The sequence below is a fragment of the Streptomyces sp. NPDC090077 genome (assembly GCF_044747545.1).
In the GTDB taxonomy this organism is placed as follows: domain Bacteria; phylum Actinomycetota; class Actinomycetes; order Streptomycetales; family Streptomycetaceae; genus Streptomyces.
Genome location: NZ_JBIVEG010000003.1, coordinates 93,709 through 112,489 on the forward strand (window position 1 = coordinate 93,709; position 18,781 = coordinate 112,489).

Annotated in this window: 13 protein-coding genes; 10 read left to right on the forward strand and 3 right to left on the reverse strand. The window is 74.1% G+C overall.

The genetic code is table 11. The features are described 5' to 3' along the window. Positions 1 to 34 precede the first annotated feature (34 nt). From ACIPW5_RS07410 to ACIPW5_RS07440, 7 genes are all read left to right on the forward strand, one after another. Positions 35 to 1,306 carry a DUF4192 domain-containing protein gene (locus ACIPW5_RS07410; RefSeq protein ID WP_401241612.1) on the forward strand — a complete coding sequence of 424 codons (1,272 nt, stop codon included), beginning with the start codon at positions 35 to 37 and terminating at the stop codon, positions 1,304 to 1,306. Positions 1,307 to 1,791: 485 nt separating this feature from the next. Further along, positions 1,792 to 3,765 carry a glycogen debranching N-terminal domain-containing protein gene (locus ACIPW5_RS07415; protein ID WP_401241613.1) on the forward strand — a complete coding sequence of 658 codons (1,974 nt, stop codon included), beginning with the start codon at positions 1,792 to 1,794 and terminating at the stop codon, positions 3,763 to 3,765. A gap of 117 nt (positions 3,766 to 3,882) precedes the next feature. Continuing rightward, entirely contained in the window at positions 3,883 to 4,629 is a 747-nt protein-coding gene (locus ACIPW5_RS07420; protein WP_401241616.1) for an NUDIX domain-containing protein, read from the forward strand. Positions 4,630 to 4,790: 161 nt separating this feature from the next. Beyond that, positions 4,791 to 6,872, forward strand: a complete 2,082-nt coding sequence (locus ACIPW5_RS07425; RefSeq protein ID WP_401241619.1) for an ATP-binding cassette domain-containing protein — start codon at positions 4,791 to 4,793, stop codon at positions 6,870 to 6,872. Positions 6,873 to 7,073: 201 nt separating this feature from the next. Then, the gene (locus tag ACIPW5_RS07430; RefSeq protein ID WP_401241622.1) at positions 7,074 to 7,961 is read left to right on the forward strand and encodes a FadR/GntR family transcriptional regulator; all 888 of its coding nucleotides are present in this window, start codon (positions 7,074 to 7,076) and stop codon (positions 7,959 to 7,961) included. Between the two features lie 381 nt (positions 7,962 to 8,342). Then, positions 8,343 to 9,914, forward strand: a complete 1,572-nt coding sequence (locus tag ACIPW5_RS07435) for an RNA polymerase sigma factor (protein ID WP_401241625.1) — start codon at positions 8,343 to 8,345, stop codon at positions 9,912 to 9,914. Between the two features lie 216 nt (positions 9,915 to 10,130). Then, positions 10,131 to 10,985 (forward strand): serine protease, encoded by an 855-nt coding sequence (locus ACIPW5_RS07440; protein ID WP_401241628.1) that lies wholly within the window; start codon positions 10,131 to 10,133, stop codon positions 10,983 to 10,985. 260 nt (positions 10,986 to 11,245) lie between these two features. Here the strand turns inward: ACIPW5_RS07440 and ACIPW5_RS07445 are convergent, their stop codons facing one another. Next, positions 11,246 to 11,479: a hypothetical protein gene (locus ACIPW5_RS07445; RefSeq protein ID WP_007267009.1), complete on the reverse strand. Its 234-nt coding sequence runs from the start codon at positions 11,477 to 11,479 to the stop codon at positions 11,246 to 11,248. 447 nt (positions 11,480 to 11,926) lie between these two features. Here ACIPW5_RS07445 and ACIPW5_RS07450 point away from each other — a divergent pair, with 447 nt between their 5' ends. The 3 genes from ACIPW5_RS07450 (at position 11,927) to ACIPW5_RS07460 (ending at position 16,376) form a co-directional block, all read left to right on the forward strand. Next, positions 11,927 to 14,047 (forward strand): type IIA DNA topoisomerase subunit B, encoded by a 2,121-nt coding sequence (locus ACIPW5_RS07450; RefSeq protein WP_401241632.1) that lies wholly within the window; start codon positions 11,927 to 11,929, stop codon positions 14,045 to 14,047. A 185-nt stretch (positions 14,048 to 14,232) separates the two neighbouring features. Next, on the forward strand, positions 14,233 to 14,787 hold the full coding sequence (locus ACIPW5_RS07455; protein WP_401241635.1) for a DUF485 domain-containing protein: 555 nt from the start codon (positions 14,233 to 14,235) through the stop codon (positions 14,785 to 14,787). Then, entirely contained in the window at positions 14,784 to 16,376 is a 1,593-nt protein-coding gene (locus tag ACIPW5_RS07460) for a cation acetate symporter (protein WP_401241637.1), read from the forward strand. The genes ACIPW5_RS07455 and ACIPW5_RS07460 overlap by 4 nt, the downstream gene beginning before the upstream one ends. A 4-nt stretch (positions 16,377 to 16,380) precedes the next feature. Here the strand turns inward: ACIPW5_RS07460 and ACIPW5_RS07465 are convergent, their stop codons facing one another. Then, entirely contained in the window at positions 16,381 to 17,079 is a 699-nt protein-coding gene (locus ACIPW5_RS07465; protein WP_401241639.1) for a response regulator, read from the reverse strand. Continuing rightward, positions 17,076 to 18,692, reverse strand: coding sequence for an ATP-binding protein (locus ACIPW5_RS07470; protein WP_401241642.1), 1,617 nt, complete (start codon positions 18,690 to 18,692; stop codon positions 17,076 to 17,078). The genes ACIPW5_RS07465 and ACIPW5_RS07470 overlap by 4 nt, the downstream gene beginning before the upstream one ends. Positions 18,693 to 18,781: the final 89 nt, after the last annotated feature.

Sequence of the window (18,781 nt, forward strand, 5' to 3'; positions counted from 1 at the left end):
TCCGGATCGGAACGGGCGCGGGACCGTCGGACGCATGACGACGAACCACGAATCATCCAGCCCGTCCGCCCCGTCCGGACGGCCCTCCATCAGCCCGTCCGGAACCCCCGCCGAACCCCAGATCACCCTGCGCAGCCCGGCGGAACTGGCCGACGCGCTGCCCTACATGCTCGGCTTCCACCCCACCGACTCCCTCGTCATGGTCGCCGTGCACGGCGAGAACGGACGCTTCGGCGGCCGGCTGCGCGTGGGCATCCCCCTCGCCCCGGCCGAATGGGAGGACACCGCCCGGCAGGTCGCCGAATGCCTCGTCCGCGGCAGCGAACGGCGCGCCGCCAAGCCCGACGGCATCGTGGTCTTCCTCTGCCAGGACCCCAGGGGCGGCGAGAGCGGGCAGCGGGTCATGACCCGGCTGCGGCCGTTCGCCCAGCGGCTGCGGATCGCCTGCGGCGCCCTGGACGTGCCCGTCCTGGAGGCGCTGTGCCTCTCCGCCGGCCGCTACTGGTCCTACACCTGCGGCGACGACGGCTGCTGCCCGGCAGAGGGCAACCCGCTGACCCCGCCCGGCACCTCGGTGATGGCCGCCGCGGCCACCTTCGCGGGGCTCCAGGTCCGGGGCTCCCTCAAGGAGATCGAGGGCCGGCTGACCCCGCTCGTCGGTGCCTGGGCCGCCGATCAGGAAGAGGCGCTGGAGCGGGCCGCCACCGCCCTGGTCCCGCGGATCCTCGACGGGACGACCCGGGAGGAGGTCGGCGCACAGACCCTCGCCATGGCGCGGACCCTGATGACGCGGCTGACGCAGGCACCGCCCGCCGAGGGCGGACCCCGCGCCGACGACTGGGACGACGCACTGCTCGGCCACGACGAGGCCGCCGCCGTGATCCTCGGACTCCAGGACCGGGAGATCCGCGACATCGCCGCCGAGTGGATGGAGGACGAGGAGGCCGCACCCGCCCTGCGGCTCTGGCGGGCCCTGGCCAGGCGCTGCGTCGGCGCCTACGGGGAACACGCCGCGGCCCCGCTGACCCTGGCCGGCTGGGTCTCGTGGTCCACCGGGGACGAGCCGACCGCCCGGATCGCGTTCGGACTGGCCCTGCGGGCCGACGCCGAGTACAGGTTCGCCCAGCTCCTCCACCACGCCTGCAACGAGGGCATCGACCCCGAAGGGCTGCGGGAGTGCCTCCGGGAGGAGCGCAGGCGGCGGGAGCCGGGCCGCAAGCGGCCCGCCGGAGCCACCCGCCCGCCGGGCCGCCGCACGGGACAGCGCCACCGCGCCTCCCGCCGCACCGAGGGGCGCGGGCAGTGAGCCCCCGTCGCGGCCCGGGGAGGCTCCTGCGGGGTCCGGCGGGCCGGGCCGCGCGCCCGGGCCGGGCCGTCCGGTACGGGCAGCCGCCACCGGGGCCCGTGACCCGGGCGGGGGTGGGGGCGTTCAGCTGGGGGGTGGTGGGGGCCCGGCCGCGCCGCCGCCCCGCAGAACCGGCCGGAGCGCAGACAAGGCGGCACATGGCTCCCCCCGTACCCCGAAGCGGCCCGTCCGGGCCCCCTCCCACCCCGGCGCCCCGCCCGGCGGCCCCCGCCCCCGGATCCCGGACGGAGCACCCGCCGGAGCGCCTGGGCGACTCGGCCGGGCCGGGCGGCCTGTTGCCGGGGGCCGGCGCGCCGGCCGGGCCGGCTTCGGGGCGGGTGTCGGAGCAGCCGTCCGCTGCCGACGGAGTGCCGGGCCCCGCGGGGCGGGGCACTGCTGCGGGGCTGCCGCCCGGACCGTCCGAGGGAACGGGTTCGGGTGGCGGGATGCCCGGGCAGACGGGCGCCGGTCCCGGGCGGCGGGTCGAGCTGCCTCCCGTGCACGGGGCGGTCATCTGTGTCGCCGCGCCCTGCCTGGCGATCTCGCCCGAGCACGGCCAGCTGACCGGGCGGGGGATCGACGGGATCTACCGCTCCGGGCGCCGGCTGCTCTCCCGCTGCGTGCTGCGCGTCGCAGGCCGGGACCCGGTCGCCCTCCAGGGCCGCAGCATCGGCGCGGACCGGGCCTCCTTCACCGCCACCGTCCGCACCGGCATCGAACCCGGGCCGGATCCCGACATCGGGGTCGAACGGATCCGCCACGCCGACGGCACCGAGCGGATCACCGTGCGCAGCTTCGCCGCCCGCCCCCTGCGCCTGCCCGTGGAGCTCTCCCTCGGCACCGACCTGGCCGACCTCGGCGCGGTGGCCGCCGGCCGCGCCGGGCCGGAGATCGCCGCCGGGGTGCACGCCGCCGGACTGCGGTGGAGCAGCGGGGACGCCCTCGCGGTCACCACCGCCGAGCCGGCCCCCGACGATGCCCTCGCCTCGGCCGGGCTGCTGCGGTGGGAGCTCGAACTCGGCCCCGGCGAGTCCCGCACCATCGAGCTGCGCACCACCCGGGACCGCACCGCGCGGGCCCCCGCGGGGCAGGTCGCGAACCCCTTGGCCGCAGCCCGCGCCGAGGGGGACGACCCGAGGGCCGAGGCGTGGTTCCGCACCAGTGTCGAAGACCTCCGGGCACTGCTCCTGCGGGACCCCGCGGAACCCGGCGACGCCTTCGCGGCGGCGGGAGTGCCGTGGCGGCTCGGGCCGGCCCCGGCGGAGTCGCTGTGGGCCGCGCGGATGGCGCTGCCGCTCGGCACCGGACTGGCCGCCGCCACGCTGCGGATCCTGGCCCGGGGGCAGACCGGGGGCCGGGGCCCGGACGCGGGGAAGATCCCGGGTCCGCTGCGGGCCGCCGGGCCGCAGCTGCCGCCCGGGTGCACCGGGACCGAAGCCACCCTCGGCTTCCCGGCGGTGCTCGCCGAGGCCCGGCGGTGGGGCCTGCCCGAGGAGGAGGTGGCCCGGCTGCTGCCCGTCGCGGAGCGCTGCCTGGACTGGCTGCGCGGTGCGCTGGGGGAGGACGGGTTCCTGGCCGACCCCGACCCGGGGCCACGGCGCTGCGAGACCCAGGCCCACGCGTACAGGGCCGCGCTGCTCGGCGCCGACCTGCTGGACGGGTGCGGGCGCGGCGCAGCGGGGGAGTGGCGGGAGTGGGCGGCCGCCCTGCGGGAGAGGTTCCGGGCCCGGTTCTGGATCGACGGCCCGGACGGCGGTCGCCCCGCCGCCGCCCTGCACCCCGACGGCCGGCCGCTGCCCCGGCTCACCGGAGCCGCCGCGCACCTGCTGGACACGGGCCTGCTCGGCGGGGGCCGGATGGCGCCCGGGCTGCTGGACGCCGTCCGCACGGAACAGCTCGCGCGGCTGCTCGGAGCCCCCGCCATGGATTCGGGATGGGGGCTGCGGAGCATGGCGGCCCGAGAGCCCGGACACAACCCCTTCGGCCACAGGTCGGGAGCGGTCCGGGCACACGAGAGCGCCGTCGCGGTGGCCGGCCTGGCCCAGGCCGGCTTCGAGAAGGAGGCCGCCGGGCTGTTGCGGGGCCTGCTCGACGCGGCGGAGGCCTTCGGGTACCGGCTGCCGGAGATGCACGCCGCCGAGCAGCGCACCGCGGGCAGCGTGCCCCTGCCGCACCCGGCGGCCTGCCGGCCCGCCGCGGTGGCCGCGGCCGCGGGGATCCACGTGCTCACCGCCCTGGCCGGCATCCGCCCGGACGCCCCGGCGGGCACGGTTGCCGTGGCCCCGAGGGCGGGCGCCCCGCTCGGTGCGCTGCGCCTTGCCGGACTGCGGGTGGCGGGGGAACCGTTCACCGTCCGCATCAGCCGCCTCGGCGTCGGCATGGTGGAGGAGGCGGCCGATGGGCTCCAGCTGGGAGGCTGAGCGGAAGCCCGCGCGGTGGCCCCCGGTGCTCGGGAGAATCCTGACTGGGGTCCAGATCACCGTCCTCGGGATCACGAAACGACTGTTTATCGTCAGGCAGACGACTATGATCGCGGCATGTCGCCCTACGACCCGTCGGCCTATCCGCCCTTCGCCGTCACCGTCGACCTGGTCGTGCTCACCGTGCGGCGCCACGCGCTCTGCGCGCTGGTCGTGCGACGGGGTGAGCAGCCGTTCCAGGGGCGCTGGGCGCTGCCTGGCGGCTTCGTGCGCGGGGACGAGGACCTGGCGGGCGCCGCGGCCCGGGAACTCGCCGAGGAGACCGGCCTGTGCGCGCACGATCCGGCCGCGCCCGGCGTGGACAACGGAGCGCACCTCGAACAGCTCGCCACCTACGGGGACCCGAAGCGCGACCCCCGGATGCGGGTGGTCAGCGTGGCCCACCTGGTGCTCGCGCCGGACCTGCCCGCCCCGCGCGCCGGCGGCGACGCCAACAGCGCCCGCTGGGCGCCCGTCGACGAACTCTTCGAGGGCCCCGACCAGGCCTCCGCCGGGCTCGCCTTCGACCATGCGACGATCCTCGCCGACGGCGTCGAGCGGGCCCGCTCGAAGATCGAGTACTCCTCGCTGGCCACCGCCTTCTGCCCGCCCGAGTTCACCGTCGGCGAGCTGCGCCGGGTGTACGAGGCCGTGTGGGGCGTGGCGCTCGACCCGCGCAACTTCCACCGCAAGGTCACCGGGACCCCCGGGTTCCTGGTGCCCGCCGGGGGGACGACCACCCGTCAGGGCGGGCGGCCCGCCCAGCTGTTCAGGGCCGGCGGGGCCACCCTGCTCAACCCGCCGATGCTGCGCCCGGAGGTCTGATCCGCCGGGGTTCCGGCGGTGCCCTCCGCCGTCCGGGGCCCGGCCTGCGGCCATATCGGTACGGATGCGGACCGGTTGCGTACAAAATCGGACATATCGCGCTATCTTGCATGCGGTACTCACGCTGCCGCAAAGCGGTCTCACACCCCGCGAGAGAAGCGATGCTCCAGGCCATCGGACTCACCAGCACACCCCGTCGAGATCTCCCGCCCCTCGTGGACGACCTCACCTTCGAGGCCCGTCCGGGGTGCGTGACCGCCCTGCTCGGAGAGCCGGGTTCGGGCAAGACCACCGCCCTGCGGCTCATGCTCGAACTCGAACCGGGCCGCGGCGTCACCTACTTCCGCGGCCGCCCGCTGCACCGGATCCCGCATCCGGGCCGGGAGGTCGGGGTCCTCCTCGGAGACGTCCCCGGACACCCGTCGCGGACGGTCCGCAACCAGCTCCGGATGCTCTGCGCCGCCGTCGGCGTCCCGGCCTCGCGGGCCGACGCCATGATGGAGGTCGTCGGCATCGGCGGCCTGCGCGACCAGCGGCTCGGGTCCCTCTCGGCCGGGATGGACCGCCGGGTGGGGCTGGCCGCGGCCATGCTCGCCGACCCCTGCACCCTGCTCCTCGACGAGCCCACGGCAGGACTGGCCCCCCGCGAACGGGCCTGGCTGCACGGCCTGCTGCGCGGCCACGCCTCCCTGGGCGGCGCCGTGCTCTTCACCACCGACGACGCGAAGGAGGCGGCCCGCAGCGCCGACCGGGTCGTCTCCATCGCCTCGGGCCGGCTCGTCGCCGACCAGGACGCCGCGGACTTCGCGCGCACCCGGCTGCGGCCCAGGGTCGCCGTGCGCACCCCGCACGCCGCCCGACTGGCCGACGTACTGGGCCGCGAGGCCCGCGCCGCGCACCGGGTGGTGGAGATCGTCGAGGAGAGCGGCAGCCGGCTCTCGGTGTACGGCAGCAACTGTGCCGAGGTCGGCGAGGCCGCGTTCCGCCACGGCGTACTGGTCCACCAGCTCGCGGACGAGACGGGCGACACCGGAGCACCCGTCCCGCCCGTGCCGCAGGCCCGCACCCGGACCGGCTCGGGGGTCCGGGTGGAGGCCCGCGCCGAGGCCCGGGTGGAGGCCGCGGCGCAGGCCCGCACCGGCCAGGGCGCCGTCACCGTCACGGCCGGCGCCGACACGGGCCTCCCAGCGGAACCCCGACCCCACACCGGCCCCCTACCCGGCAGCGGCCCCGTCCCGGGCCCTGCCGCCGGTGCCGGCCCCGTACCCGGTGCAGGCCCCGGCCCCGCCCCGACACCAGGATCCGCCGCCGGTGGCGGATGCGCCGCCGCGGGCCGCGCCGAACCGGCCGGCGGAGCCCCGGCCGCGCCCACCGGGGCGCCCGCCCCCGAGTCCGCCGGGCGTACGCGGCCCCTCGCGCGACGGGCCCGCCACGCCCGGCCCGCGCGCCCCGCCCCGGCGGTGCGCCGCGTGGGCGGCCCGCTGCGGCCGCTGCGCTACGAGCTGCGCCGCGCCTTCGGCACCGCCACCCCCTTCCTCACCGCAGCCCTCGTCGTCGCCGTCTCCGCCGTCACCGCCCTCGTGCTCGCCCGCGCCGGCCACGCCCCGCAGAACCGGATCCTCGCCGCCTGGCCGGAGCCGTTCCCGCTGCCCCCGGCCGCGCTCGGCGCCGGACTGCTGGGGGCCCTGGCCTTCGGCGAGGAGTACCGCTACCCCGCCCTCGCCGCCGACCGGGGCACCGTGCCGCGCCGGCTGGGGCTGCTCACCGCCAAGCTCGGGGTGTGCGCCGCCCTCGCCCTCGTGCTCGGGGCCCTCGCGGTCACCGCCGACGCCGCCGCGCTCCGCCTCGTCTTCGGAGCCGCCCCGCTGCGCGCCCCGGCCGAGTGGCTCGCCCCGGCCGCGAGTTGGGCCGGGCTGCTGGTCGGCTGCGCCTGGGCCGGGGTGCTCGCCTCCGCGGTCTTCCGGTCCGCCCTCGCGGGCCTGGGCGCGGTGCTCGCCGTACCGGTGGCGGTCGTGCCGCTGGTGCGCAAGGCACTGGAGGGGCAGTCCGCGTACCCCGCGAGCGGAGTCGCCTCCCGGCTGCGCGAGCTGGCCTCCGCGCCGTGGCCCCCGGAAGGGGACCGCTTCGTGCTGGGGGCCCTTCGGGTGATGGCCCAACCCGTCGGCACCGCGCTGGTGTTGTCGTTGATGGTCCTGTTGTGCGCCTATGGGTTCACAGGACTGCGCGCCAGAGTCCGTTGGTGATCGTTCCGGTACGGGAGGCGACTACGGGGCGACCGTAGAAGTCCGGTTCGCACGGAATCAGGCGAAGGGGACCGCAACTCCCCGTAAAAGGCCCGGTTCCTTACGATAAGGCGTCAATTGCGTAGGTGGCACCGATCACCCTTTCGTGTGCTTTTCACCAAAGACCTCAAGGGTCATGGAGGCACGGCCGACAAAGGATTCGTGAGTACCCTTGCGCACACCATGATGACCGCCGCCCGCCATGCCGACACCGGCCTCGCCGGCCCGGGCGAACTCGACCGCTACCCCTACGCGGAGACCGCGGGCTCCGACCGGGTCGGACCACCCCACTGGGACGGCGCCGACGTCGAGTTGAGCCGCGTCGGACGCCGGGCGGCCGGCAGCCGCGGCCGCGGACTGCACGGCCAACTCGTCCAGCAGCTCGGCCAGATGATCGTCTCCGGCGACCTCGGCGCGGACCGGCCGCTGGTCCCCGAGGAGATCGGCCAGCGCTTCGAGGTCTCCCGCACCGTCGTCCGCGAATCGCTCCGGGTCCTGGAGGCCAAGGGCCTCGTCAGCGCCCGCCCCAACGTCGGCACCCGGGTCCGGCCCGTCGCCGACTGGAACCTCCTCGACCCCGACATCATCGAGTGGCGCGCCTTCGGCCCCCAGCGCGACGACCAGCGCCGCGAGCTCAACGAGCTCCGCTGGACGATCGAGCCGCTGGCCGCGCGCCTCGCCGCCGGACACGACCGCCCGGACGTCCAGCAGCGCCTCTGCGACATGGTCGAGATCATGGGCCACGCCCTCGGCCAGGGTGACGCGATCACCTTCGCCCGCGCCGACAACGAATTCCACTCGCTCCTGATCCAGGTCGCGGGCAACCGCATGCTGGAGCACCTCTCGGGCATCGTGTCCGCCGCCCTCCAGGTCTCCGGCAGCCCCATCACCTCCTGCGACCGCCCCAGCGAGACCTGCGTGGCACACCACGCGCGGATGGTGGAGGCCCTCGCCTCCGGCGACGGCGCCGGTGCCGAGAGCGCCATGCGCCAGCTCCTGACGGTGCATCCGGAGGTCGAGCGCGTGGTCCCCGCCCCGCGCGAGCACTGACGCTCCGACGCACGGGGGCGTGGGAGCGCACCACCGGTCGCCGGGCCCCCGGGCCCGGCGACAGCGGCGTGCGGGGGCTCCGCCCGCGGGGCTCCGGGCGGTCGCGGACGGTCGCGGGTCCGGTCCGGCCGCGCACGGGGTGTGACGCAGGCCACGAAGCGCTGCGGTCGGGACACGAAGATTGGGCGTAACGCTCCGCGACGTCACGCGATGACCTAAGAGGTGATGGCCGACGGAGGGAAGACAGCAGCCCTTGGGGATGCTGTGCAGCTCCCCGGCCCCTGCCCGCGCCCCCGGCCCATCCCCAGTCGGTGGTCGTCGGCTCCGGTCCAGCACCACGCCGGGGTCGGAAGCCGTTCCCATCGTTCCGAGAGGTTGTTCGTGTCGGCCAGCACATCCCGTACGCTCCCGCCGGAGATCGCCGATTCCGAGTCTGTGATGGCGCTCATCGAGCGGGGCAAGGCCGAGGGGCAGATCGCCGGCGATGACGTGCGTCGGGCCTTCGAGGCTGACCAGATTCCTGCGACCCAGTGGAAGAATGTCCTGCGCAGCCTCAACCAGATCCTCGAGGAAGAGGGTGTGACGCTGATGGTCAGTGCCGCGGAGTCGCCCAAGCGCACCCCACGCAAGAGCGTCGCAGCGAAGACTCCCGCGAAGCGGACGGCGACGAAGACCGTCGCGGCCAAGACGGCGGCCGCCCCGGCCGTGGCCGACACCATCGCGGAGGCGGGGGCGGCGGACCCCGACACCGCCGACGTGCTCTCCGGGGAGCCGGCGGCAGAGCCCGCCGCCAAGAAGACGGCGGCGAGGAAGACGGCGGCCAAGAAGGCCGCACCCGCCAAGAAGACGGCCGCGAAGAAGACCGCAGCGAAGAAGACCGCGGCCAAGAAGGACGGCGACGAGGGCGACGAGGAGGTCCTCGGCGAGGGCCCGGACGCCGCGAAGGCGGAGGCCGAGGAGGAGGAAGAAGGCGGGGAGAACAAGGGCTTCGTCATCTCCGACGACGAGGACGACGCCCCCGCCCAGCAGGTCGTCGTGGCCGGCGCCACCGCCGACCCCGTCAAGGACTACCTCAAGCAGATCGGCAAGGTCCCCCTCCTCAACGCCGAGCAGGAGGTCGAACTCGCCAAGCGCATCGAGGCCGGTCTGTTCGCCGAGGACAAGCTGGCGAACTCCGACAAGCTGGCCCCCAAGCTCAAGCGCGAGCTGGAGATCATCGCCGAGGACGGCCGCCGCGCCAAGAACCACCTGCTGGAGGCCAACCTCCGCCTCGTCGTCTCGCTGGCCAAGCGCTACACCGGCCGCGGCATGCTCTTCCTGGACCTGATCCAGGAGGGCAACCTGGGTCTGATCCGCGCGGTGGAGAAGTTCGACTACACCAAGGGCTACAAGTTCTCCACGTACGCCACCTGGTGGATCCGGCAGGCGATCACCCGCGCCATGGCCGACCAGGCCCGCACCATCCGCATCCCGGTGCACATGGTCGAAGTGATCAACAAGCTCGCCCGCGTGCAGCGCCAGATGCTCCAGGACCTGGGCCGCGAGCCCACCCCGGAGGAGCTGGCCAAGGAACTGGACATGACCCCCGAGAAGGTCATCGAGGTCCAGAAGTACGGCCGCGAGCCGATCTCCCTGCACACCCCGCTCGGCGAGGACGGCGACAGCGAGTTCGGCGACCTCATCGAGGACTCCGAGGCGGTCGTCCCGGCCGACGCCGTGAGCTTCACGCTCCTGCAGGAGCAGCTCCACTCCGTGCTCGACACGCTGAGCGAGCGCGAGGCCGGAGTGGTCTCGATGCGCTTCGGACTGACCGACGGGCAGCCCAAGACCCTCGACGAGATCGGCAAGGTCTACGGGGTCACCCGCGAGCGCATCCGCCAGATCGAGTCCAAGACCATGTCGAAGCTGCGCCACCCGTCGCGCTCGCAGGTCCTGCGCGACTACCTGGACTGATCCGGTCCGCGGGCCGGCCCGCAGGCGGCTCCGGAGGCGTGCCGCCACCCGGGCCGGGCCGGCCCCGACCGGGCGTCGAGCGGACGCGGGGCGGTCCTCGACCGGCCTTCGACCGCTGCGTCGGGCCCGCGGGCCCGGCCCGGGGCAGCAGGTGCGCATGTTCCCCGGTCATCCCACTCTGGGTGTAGTCGAGCACACTCAGAGTCAGGAGGCCTCATGAGTCGTCCCTTCGCCCGTGCCCTGGCGGGTGCTCTGACCCTGGTGGCGGGAGCGGCCGCGGTGCCGCTGGCCCAGGCACCCAGGGTGGCCGCGGACAGCGTCGTCATAGGCGGGAGCCCGGTACGGGTCGCCGACAGCCCCTGGGTGGTGGCGCTCGCCAGCCGTGACCGGTTCGGGGGTATCCGTGACGGGCAGTTCTGCGGCGGCGTCATCGTCGCGCCGACGACCGTGGTGACGGCGGCCCACTGCCTCGGCCGCCAGGTACTCGGCGGCCCGGTCGAATCCGTGGCCGACTTCCGCGTGATCACCGGACGTACGGAGCTCCGCGCGCCGGAGGGCCGCGAGATCGCGGTCGCCGGGGCCCGGGTCAACCCCGCCTACGACCCCGGGACCAACGCCGGGGACCTCGCCGTGCTGGAGCTGGCCGAACCGGTGCCGGCGGACCACGTGCTCCCCATGGCCGGGGCGGGCCACCCCGCCTACGGGGCGGGCACCGTGGCGAGCGTGTACGGCTGGGGCGACACCAGCGGCTTCGGCGACTACGCGTACGGGCTGCGGGCGGCGCGGGTCACCGTACTGGCCGACGAGGTCTGCCACCGGGCGTACCCCGGGGACTCGGACGGGCAGTACCGGGAGGAATCCATGGTGTGCGCGGGCGACAGCTCGGGCGGGAAGGACGCCTGCCAGGGGGACAGCGGCGGACCGCTGGTGGCGCAGGGGCGGCTCATCGGGCTGGTGTCCTGGGGGCGCGGCTGCGGGCGCGCCGACAGCCCGGGGGTGTACACCCGGATCGCACCGCTGGTCGACTTCGTGAGCGGCCCCGAGAGGCGCTCGCGGCCGAGCGGGGTCTAGGGCACCGCGCGGGGCGTCCGGAGGGGCTCCAGGCGCCCCGCAGGCCCCGGGAAGGGGGTGTGGGCGCCGCAGGGGGCGGGCGCTCCGCGCGGTGGAAGACCCACGGGGGCTCCGGGGCCTCCCGGACGCCTCAGGGCGCCCCGCGGTACCCGGAAGGCATGCGGACATGAGGACGGGCGGCACCCCTGGATCTCAGGGGTGCCGCCCGTCGACCGGCCTGGCCGGTCCTGGCTCGTCGGATGCGAGGTGCAGGCCTTGTGTCAGCGGTCCTCGTCGGCCGCGCTGGCGGCCGGAGCGGACGTAAGCCGCTCGGTCTCATCCTGTATTTCCGCGGCGATCTTCTTGAGTTCCGGCTCGAACTTACGCCCGTGGTGGGCGCAGAAGAGCAGTTCACCACCGCTCAGGAGGACGACGCGCAGATATGCCTGGGCGCCGCAACGGTCGCATCGGTCAGCGGCCGTCAGCGGGGTCGCGGGTGTCAGAACAGTAGTCACGTCGCCTCTTCTCTAGCTCGACGAGCTGTCGTACCAGGGTCAACATCCAACCAGGCCGAAAACGTTCCCGCTCGCGGCTTTTCCTCGAAACTTCCTTCCGAAGCTGGCCGGCTGCTGCCGGTTGGCGGCGAAGGAGCCGTATTGCGTTGCTTTACGGTTTCGCGTTGTCAGTCGTTCGCTTGTAGCAGTTCTCGTCCCCCCCGGCGTGAGTGCCGGTTGTTCATGAGGACGTGCCCGAACCCTAAATGGTTCATGCCTCGAAGGGAACGTGATGTTTGCTTCACCCTCACGGGGGATCGAACACCCGTGCGGATCTGCACTAGGCTGTGGAACCCACGTGGGTGGCGTTGCATCGGCTCTACCAGGCCTCGGTACCCTTCGACCGGCGACCCAGCCACCCCTGCGCCCGACCGGGCCAGAAAAGAAATTCAGCGAGGAGCGAACTGCGTGACCGCCGACACGTCCGTGCCTTCCAGCGCGCTGCTGTCCGGAGCAGACCGGGACGGTTCCAACTACACCGCGCGGCACCTGCTCGTCCTCGAAGGCCTCGAGGCCGTCCGCAAGCGCCCCGGCATGTATATCGGCTCCACCGACAGCCGAGGCCTGATGCACTGCCTGTGGGAGATCATCGACAATTCCGTCGACGAGGCCCTGGGCGGCTACTGCGACCACATCGAGGTGATCCTGCACGACGACGCCTCGGTCGAGGTCCGCGACAACGGCCGCGGCATCCCGGTCGACGTCGAGCCCAAGACCGGCCTGTCCGGCGTCGAGGTCGTCATGACCAAGCTGCACGCCGGCGGCAAGTTCGGCGGCGGCTCCTACGCCGCCTCCGGCGGCCTGCACGGCGTCGGCGCCTCCGTGGTCAACGCCCTCTCCGCCCGCCTGGACGTCGAGGTCGACCGGAACAGCTCCACCCACGCCATCAGCTTCCGCCGCGGCGTCCCCGGCCTCTTCACCGAGCAGGGCCCCGAGAGCCCCTTCGACCCGGGGAACGGCCTGCGCAAGGCCAAGCGGATCGCCAAGGGGAAGACGGGCACCCGGATCCGCTACTGGGCCGACCGGCAGATCTTCCTCAAGGACGCCCGGCTCTCCCTGGAGACCCTCTACCAGCGCGCCCGCCAGACGGCCTTCCTCGTCCCCGGCTTGACCATCGTCGTCCGGGACGAGCGCGGCATCGACGGCGCCGGCAAGACCGAGGAGACCTTCCGCTTCGACGGGGGGATCAGCGAGTTCTGCGAGTACCTCGCCCAGGACAAGGCCGTCTGCGACGTGCTGCGCCTGACCGGCACGGGGACCTTCAAGGAGACCGTCCCGGTCCTCGACGACCGCGGCCACATGACCCCCACCGAGGTCACCCGCGAGCTCGGCGTGGACATCGCCCTGCGCTGGGGCACGGGGTACGAGACCGGCGTCAAGTCCTTCGTGAACATCATCGCCACCCCCAAGGGCGGCACCCACGTCTCCGGGTTCGAACGCGCGGTCACCAAGACCGTGAACGAGGTGCTGCGCTCCGCGAAGCTCCTGCGCGTCGCCGAGGACGACGTGGTCAAGGACGACGCCATGGAGGGCATGACCGCGGTCGTGACCGTCCGCCTCGCCGAACCGCAGTTCGAGGGCCAGACCAAGGAGGTCCTCGGCACCTCCGCGGCCACCAGGATCGTGGCCGCCGTCGTCGCCAAGGAGCTCAAGGCCTTCCTGACCTCCACCAAGCGCGACGACAAGCAGCAGTCCCGCGCGGTGATGGAGAAGATCGTCGCGGCCGCCCGGACCCGGATCGCGGCGCGCCAGCACAAGGAGGCGCAGCGCCGGAAGACGGCCCTGGAATCCTCCTCGCTGCCGGCCAAGCTGGCCGACTGCCGCAGCGACGACGTGGACCGCAGCGAGCTCTTCATCGTCGAGGGGGACTCCGCCCTCGGTACGGCCAAGCTCGCGCGGAACTCCGAGTTCCAGGCGCTGCTGCCGATCCGGGGCAAGATCCTCAACGTCCAGAAGTCCTCGGTCTCGGACATGCTCAAGAACGCCGAGTGCGGGGCGATCATCCAGGTCATAGGAGCCGGCTCGGGCCGCACCTTCGACATCGACGCCGCCCGTTACGGGAAGATCGTCCTCCTCGTCGACGCCGATGTGGACGGCGCGCACATCCGCTGCCTGCTGCTCACGCTCTTCCAGCGGTACATGCGCCCGATGGTCGAGGCGGGCCGGGTCTTCGCGGCCGTGCCGCCGCTGCACCGGATCGAGCTGGTCCAGCCCAAGAAGGGCCAGGACAAGTACGTCTACACGTACTCGGACAACGAGCTGCGCCAGACCCTGCTGGAGTACCAGCGCAAGAACATCCGGTACAAGGACGCCATCCAGCGCTACAAGGGCCTCGGCGAGATGGACGCGGACCAGCTGGCGGAGACCACCATGGACCCCCGCCACCGCACCCTGCGGCGGATCAACATCGGCGACCTGGACTCCGCCGAGCAGGTCTTCGACCTGCTCATGGGCAACGAGGTGGCCCCGCGCAAGGAGTTCATCACCGGCTCCGCGGCGACCCTCGACCGCTCGCGCATCGACGCCTGACCCCCTGCGGTACCGGCCGGCCACGGCCGGTACCGCGCGGGGCGGAAACGGCGTTCCGGCACACCGGTGCCGCTCGTTCCATCACCTGAAGGGGTGAAGAGCACCGGGACATCAGTCCGGAAACCGACCATCCGGCACATCCTTGTGGGCACGCGGCCAATGCGGCGGCGGACAAGGAGAGTTCGGTGGACAAGCACGAAGGTCGTGATGCCGGAACGATCCGGTTGGACGACCCCTGGTACGACGCGCTGGCCGTGGGCTGGGGCGAGGGCGCGGACACCGTCCCGGCCCAGGTCCCCCCGGTCCCCGGAAACCGGACGGCGCCCGGCGCATCCGAGATCTATCTCGAAGTGCAGCGCAGCGCTGCCTTCCAGGAGGTCAGGGGCCGTTACCGAAGGTTCGTCGTGCCCGCGACCGCCGGCTTCCTCCTCTGGTACGTCGCCTACGTGGTCGCCGCCACCGCGGCACCCGGGCTCATGGCCCGGCCCGTGGCCGGCGCGGTCAACGTGGCCCTGCTGGCCGGTCTCGGGCAGTTCCTCAGCACCTTCCTGCTGACCTGGGCGTACGCCCGGCACGCCCGGCTGCGCCGGGACCGGGCCGCGCTCGACCTGCGCTGGACGGTCTTCGAGCAGGAACGCGTGCAGGAGCGGGCGCAGGAGCGCGCACAGGGCCGGGCGGCCGCCCGCGAGCAGGAGGGCGGCCGGGCGCGGACGAGGACGTTCCGGGGTGAGGGGGCGTGACCACCGAGCACCAGACCCTCGCGCTGATCCTTTTCAGCGCCTTCATCGCGGTCACCCTCGGCATCACCACGTGGGTCAGCCGCAACCGGCACGGCTCGGCCGAGGAGTTCTACGCGGGCGGACGCCTCTTCTCCCCCATGGAGAACGGTTTCGCCATCGCCGGCGACTACATGTCGGCCGCCTCCTTCCTGGGCATCTCCGGGCTGATCGCCCTCTTCGGCTACGACGGCCTGCTGTACTCCGTGGGCTTCCTCGTCGCCTGGCTCGTGGTGCTGTTCCTGGTCGCCGAACTGGTCCGCAACTGCGGCCGGTTCACCCTGGCCGACGTGGTCGCCGCCCGGATGAGCGAGCGGCCCGTCCGGATCGCCGCGGGCACCTCCTCGGTCGTTGTCTCCGTGCTCTACCTGGTCGCGCAGATGGTCGGGGCGGGCAGCCTGGTGGGCCTGCTGCTCTCGGACTCGGGCCCCGCCGCCCGGACCCTGACCGTGATCGGGGTCGGGGCGCTGATGGTGGTCTACGTGACCTTCGGCGGGATGCGGGCCACCACCTGGATCCAGATCGTCAAGGCGGTGCTGCTGATGGGCGGGGCGGTGGCCCTGACCGTGCTCGTCCTGCTCCGCTTCCACGGGAACCTCGACCAGCTGCTCACCGGCGCCGCCGAGCGCAGCGGGCACGGGGCCCGCTTCCTCAGCCCCGGCCTCAGGTACGGCGGGGACTGGACCGCCCGGGTCGACTTCATGAGCCTCGGGCTCGCCCTGGTCCTCGGCACGGCCGGGCTGCCGCACATCCTGTCGCGCTTCTACACCGTCCCGACCGCGCGGGCGGCCCGCCGGTCGGTGGTGTGGGCGATCGCGCTGATCGGCGGCTTCTACCTGATGACCGTCGTCCTCGGCTTCGGGGCGGCCGCGCTGGTCGGGCCGGACGAGGTGCGGGCCTCGAACGCCTCAGGGAACACGGCCGTACCGCTGCTGGCGGCCTTCCTGGGCGGGGGCGCCGAGTCCACCGGGGGCGCGGTCCTGTTCGCGATCGTGGCCGCCATCGCCTTCGCGACGATCCTCGCGGTGGTCGCCGGGATCACCCTGGCCTCGTCGGCCTCCGTCGCGCACGACCTGTACGCCTCCCTCAAGCGCCGCCACGCCCGGCAGCGCAGCGAGGTGGCCGTGGCGCGGGCCGCGGCCGTCGGGATCGGGGCGGTGGCCATCGCCCTGGGGCTGCTCGCGCAGGACCTGAACGTGGCGTTCCTGGTGGGGCTGGCCTTCGCCGTGGCGGCCTCGGCGAACCTGCCGGTGCTGCTGTACTCACTGTTCTGGCGCGGCTTCACCACGCGGGGGGCGGTCTGGTCGGTGTACGGGGGCCTGGTCCCGGCGGTGCTGCTGGTGGTCCTGTCGCCCGTGGTCTCCGGGAGCCCCGAATCCCTCTTCCCGGGCGTGGACTTCCAGTACTTCCCGCTCCAGAACCCGGGCATCGTCTCGATCCCGCTCGGCTTCCTGGCCGGCTGGCTGGGCACCGTCACCTCGGCGGAGGAGCCGGACGAGCGCAAGCACGCCGAGACGGAGGTCCGTTCCCTGACGGGGGCCGGCGCGGTGTGACCTGCTAGGGGGTGTCCGACGGGCGCCAGGCGTAGCGGTGTTCGGGGCGGCCGGTCTCGCCGTAGCGCAGGGCGAGGGTGACGCGGCCGGCCCGGTCCAGGAGCTTCAGGTAGCGCTGGGCGGTCTGCCGGCTGATGCCGGCGCGATCGGCGATCTGCTGGGTGGACAGGGGGCCTTCGGCGGCGCGCAGCACCTGGCGGACCAGTTCCGCGGTGGTGGGGGAGTGCCCCTTCGGCAGCTCGTTCGGGGTGCCGGCCGCGGCGAGGGCGCCGAAGATCCGGTCGACCTCGGCCTGTTCGGCCTCGCCGCCGCCGGAGAGGGAGCGGCGCAGGGAGGCGTAGGCCTCCAGCTTCGTGCGCAGCCCGGCGAAGGTGAACGGCTTGACCAGGTACTGGAGGGCGCCGAGTCGCATGGCCGCCTGGACGGTGGCCAGGTCCCGGGCGGCCGTGACCATGATCACATCGGTGTGGTGGCCGAGCTGGCGCAGCCGGCGGACCAGGTCGAGCCCGTTCTCGTCCGGGAGGTAGTGGTCGAGCAGGACCAGGTCCACGGGCTGGGCGGTGAGGAAGTCCAGGGCCTCGGCCGCCGAATGGACCTCGGCGCGGACCCGGAACCCGGGAACCTTCGCCACGTACGCCGCGTTGATCCTGGCAACACGCATGTCGTCGTCGACGACCAATACGTGGATCGGGGTCTCGTTCATCGCAGGGCCTCCGGGAGCACGACGGAGAATTCCGCCCCTCCGTCCTCTGCCGCCCCGGCCCGTGCGCTGCCGCCCTGCCGCTCCGCGAGGCGGCGTACGAGGGCCAGCCCCAGCCCGCGCTCGCGGTGGGCCTGGGGCTGCTTGGTCGACCAGCCCTCCGTGAAGATCTCCTCGTGCCGGCCGGCGGGGATCCCGGGGCCGCTGTCGCGCACCCGCAGCACGGCGGTGCGCCCCTGCGCGCGGATGTCGACCTCGACCAGGGGTGCGGCCGAGCCGGCCGCCGCGTCCAGGGCGTTGTCGACGAGGTTGCCGAGGATCGTGACGAGGCCTCCCGGGTCGACCAGTGCGTCGGGGAGGAGCGCGGCCGGGGCGAGGCGCAGTGTGACGCCGCGCTCGGCGGCGACGGTGGCCTTGCCCACCAGCAGGGCCGCGAGCAGGGGGTCGTGGACCTTCTCGGTGACCTGCTCGGCGGTGGTGCGGTGGACGCCGACGACCTCGTTGACGAAGTCGACGGCTTCCTCGTGCAGGCCCAGTTCGAGCAGGCCGAGGAGGGTGTGGAGGCGGTTCGCGTGCTCGTGGTCCTGGGCGCGCAGGGCGTCGATCAGGCCCTTGGTGGAGTCCAGTTCGCGGCCGAGGCGCTCCACCTCGGTGCGGTCGCGCAGGGTGGCGACGGCACCGCCGTCGGCGGTCGGCCTCCGGTTGGCGACCAGGACCCGCGGTCCCTGGACGGTGAGCAGGTCGCGGCCGGTGACCCGCCCGGTCAGGACGTCGCTGGTGCGGCCCGGGCCGAGGATCTCGTCCAGGGGCCGGCCGGCGAGGGTGCCCGCGCCGTCCGGGGGGAGGCCCAGCAGGCGGGCGGCCTCGTCGTTGACGAGCCGCACCCGGTCGTCGGGGTCGAGGGCGATCACGCCTTCGCGGATGGAGTGCAGCATGGCCTCGCGCTCTGCGAGGAGGCCCGCGATGTCGGAGAAGGCCAGGTCGCGGGTCTGCCGGTGGATCCGGCGGGAGAGGAGGTAGGCGGCCAGCGCACCGGCCGCCAGGGCGCCGCCCGCGTAGGCGAGCAGTCCGGGGATGGCGGCGAGCAGCCGGTCGCGGACGCTGTCGTAGGCGATGCCGACCGAGACGGCGCCGACGACCTCCCCGTCGGCGGCGACCAGGGGGACCTTGCCCCGGGCGGAGCGGCCCAGGGTGCCCTCGTCGATCTCCATCACGTCGTGGCCGGCGAGGACGTCGCTCGGGTCGGTGGAGACCGGCTGTCCGATGCGGTCGGCGCTGGGGTGGGAGCGGCGGATCCCTCGGAGGTCGAGGACCACCACGTACTCGGCGCCGGTCGCCCTGCGGACGCGTTCGGCCGCGGCCTGCACGGGGCTGTCCGGTGCCGGCTCCGAGCGCAGGAGGTCGGCGGCCAGGGACGGGTCCGCGGCCGCGCTCTGGGCGATGGCCAGGGCCCGCCGCATCGCCTGGTCGTCCAGCTGGTGGCTCAGGGGGGCCAGGAAGAGCCCGGTCGCCAGGACGGCGACCCCGGCCGCGATGGCCAGCTGGGTCAGCAGGATCTGCGAGACGGCCCGTCGGGGCAGCCCGAGGCGCCGAGCGCCCGTGGGGAGGAACCGCATGACTAGCACCGTAGGTCGGCGGGGGCGGAAGCGGAATTTCCCCCGTCTATGAGAAGGCCCACCCGCAGGGGGCGCGCGCCGGCCCGGGC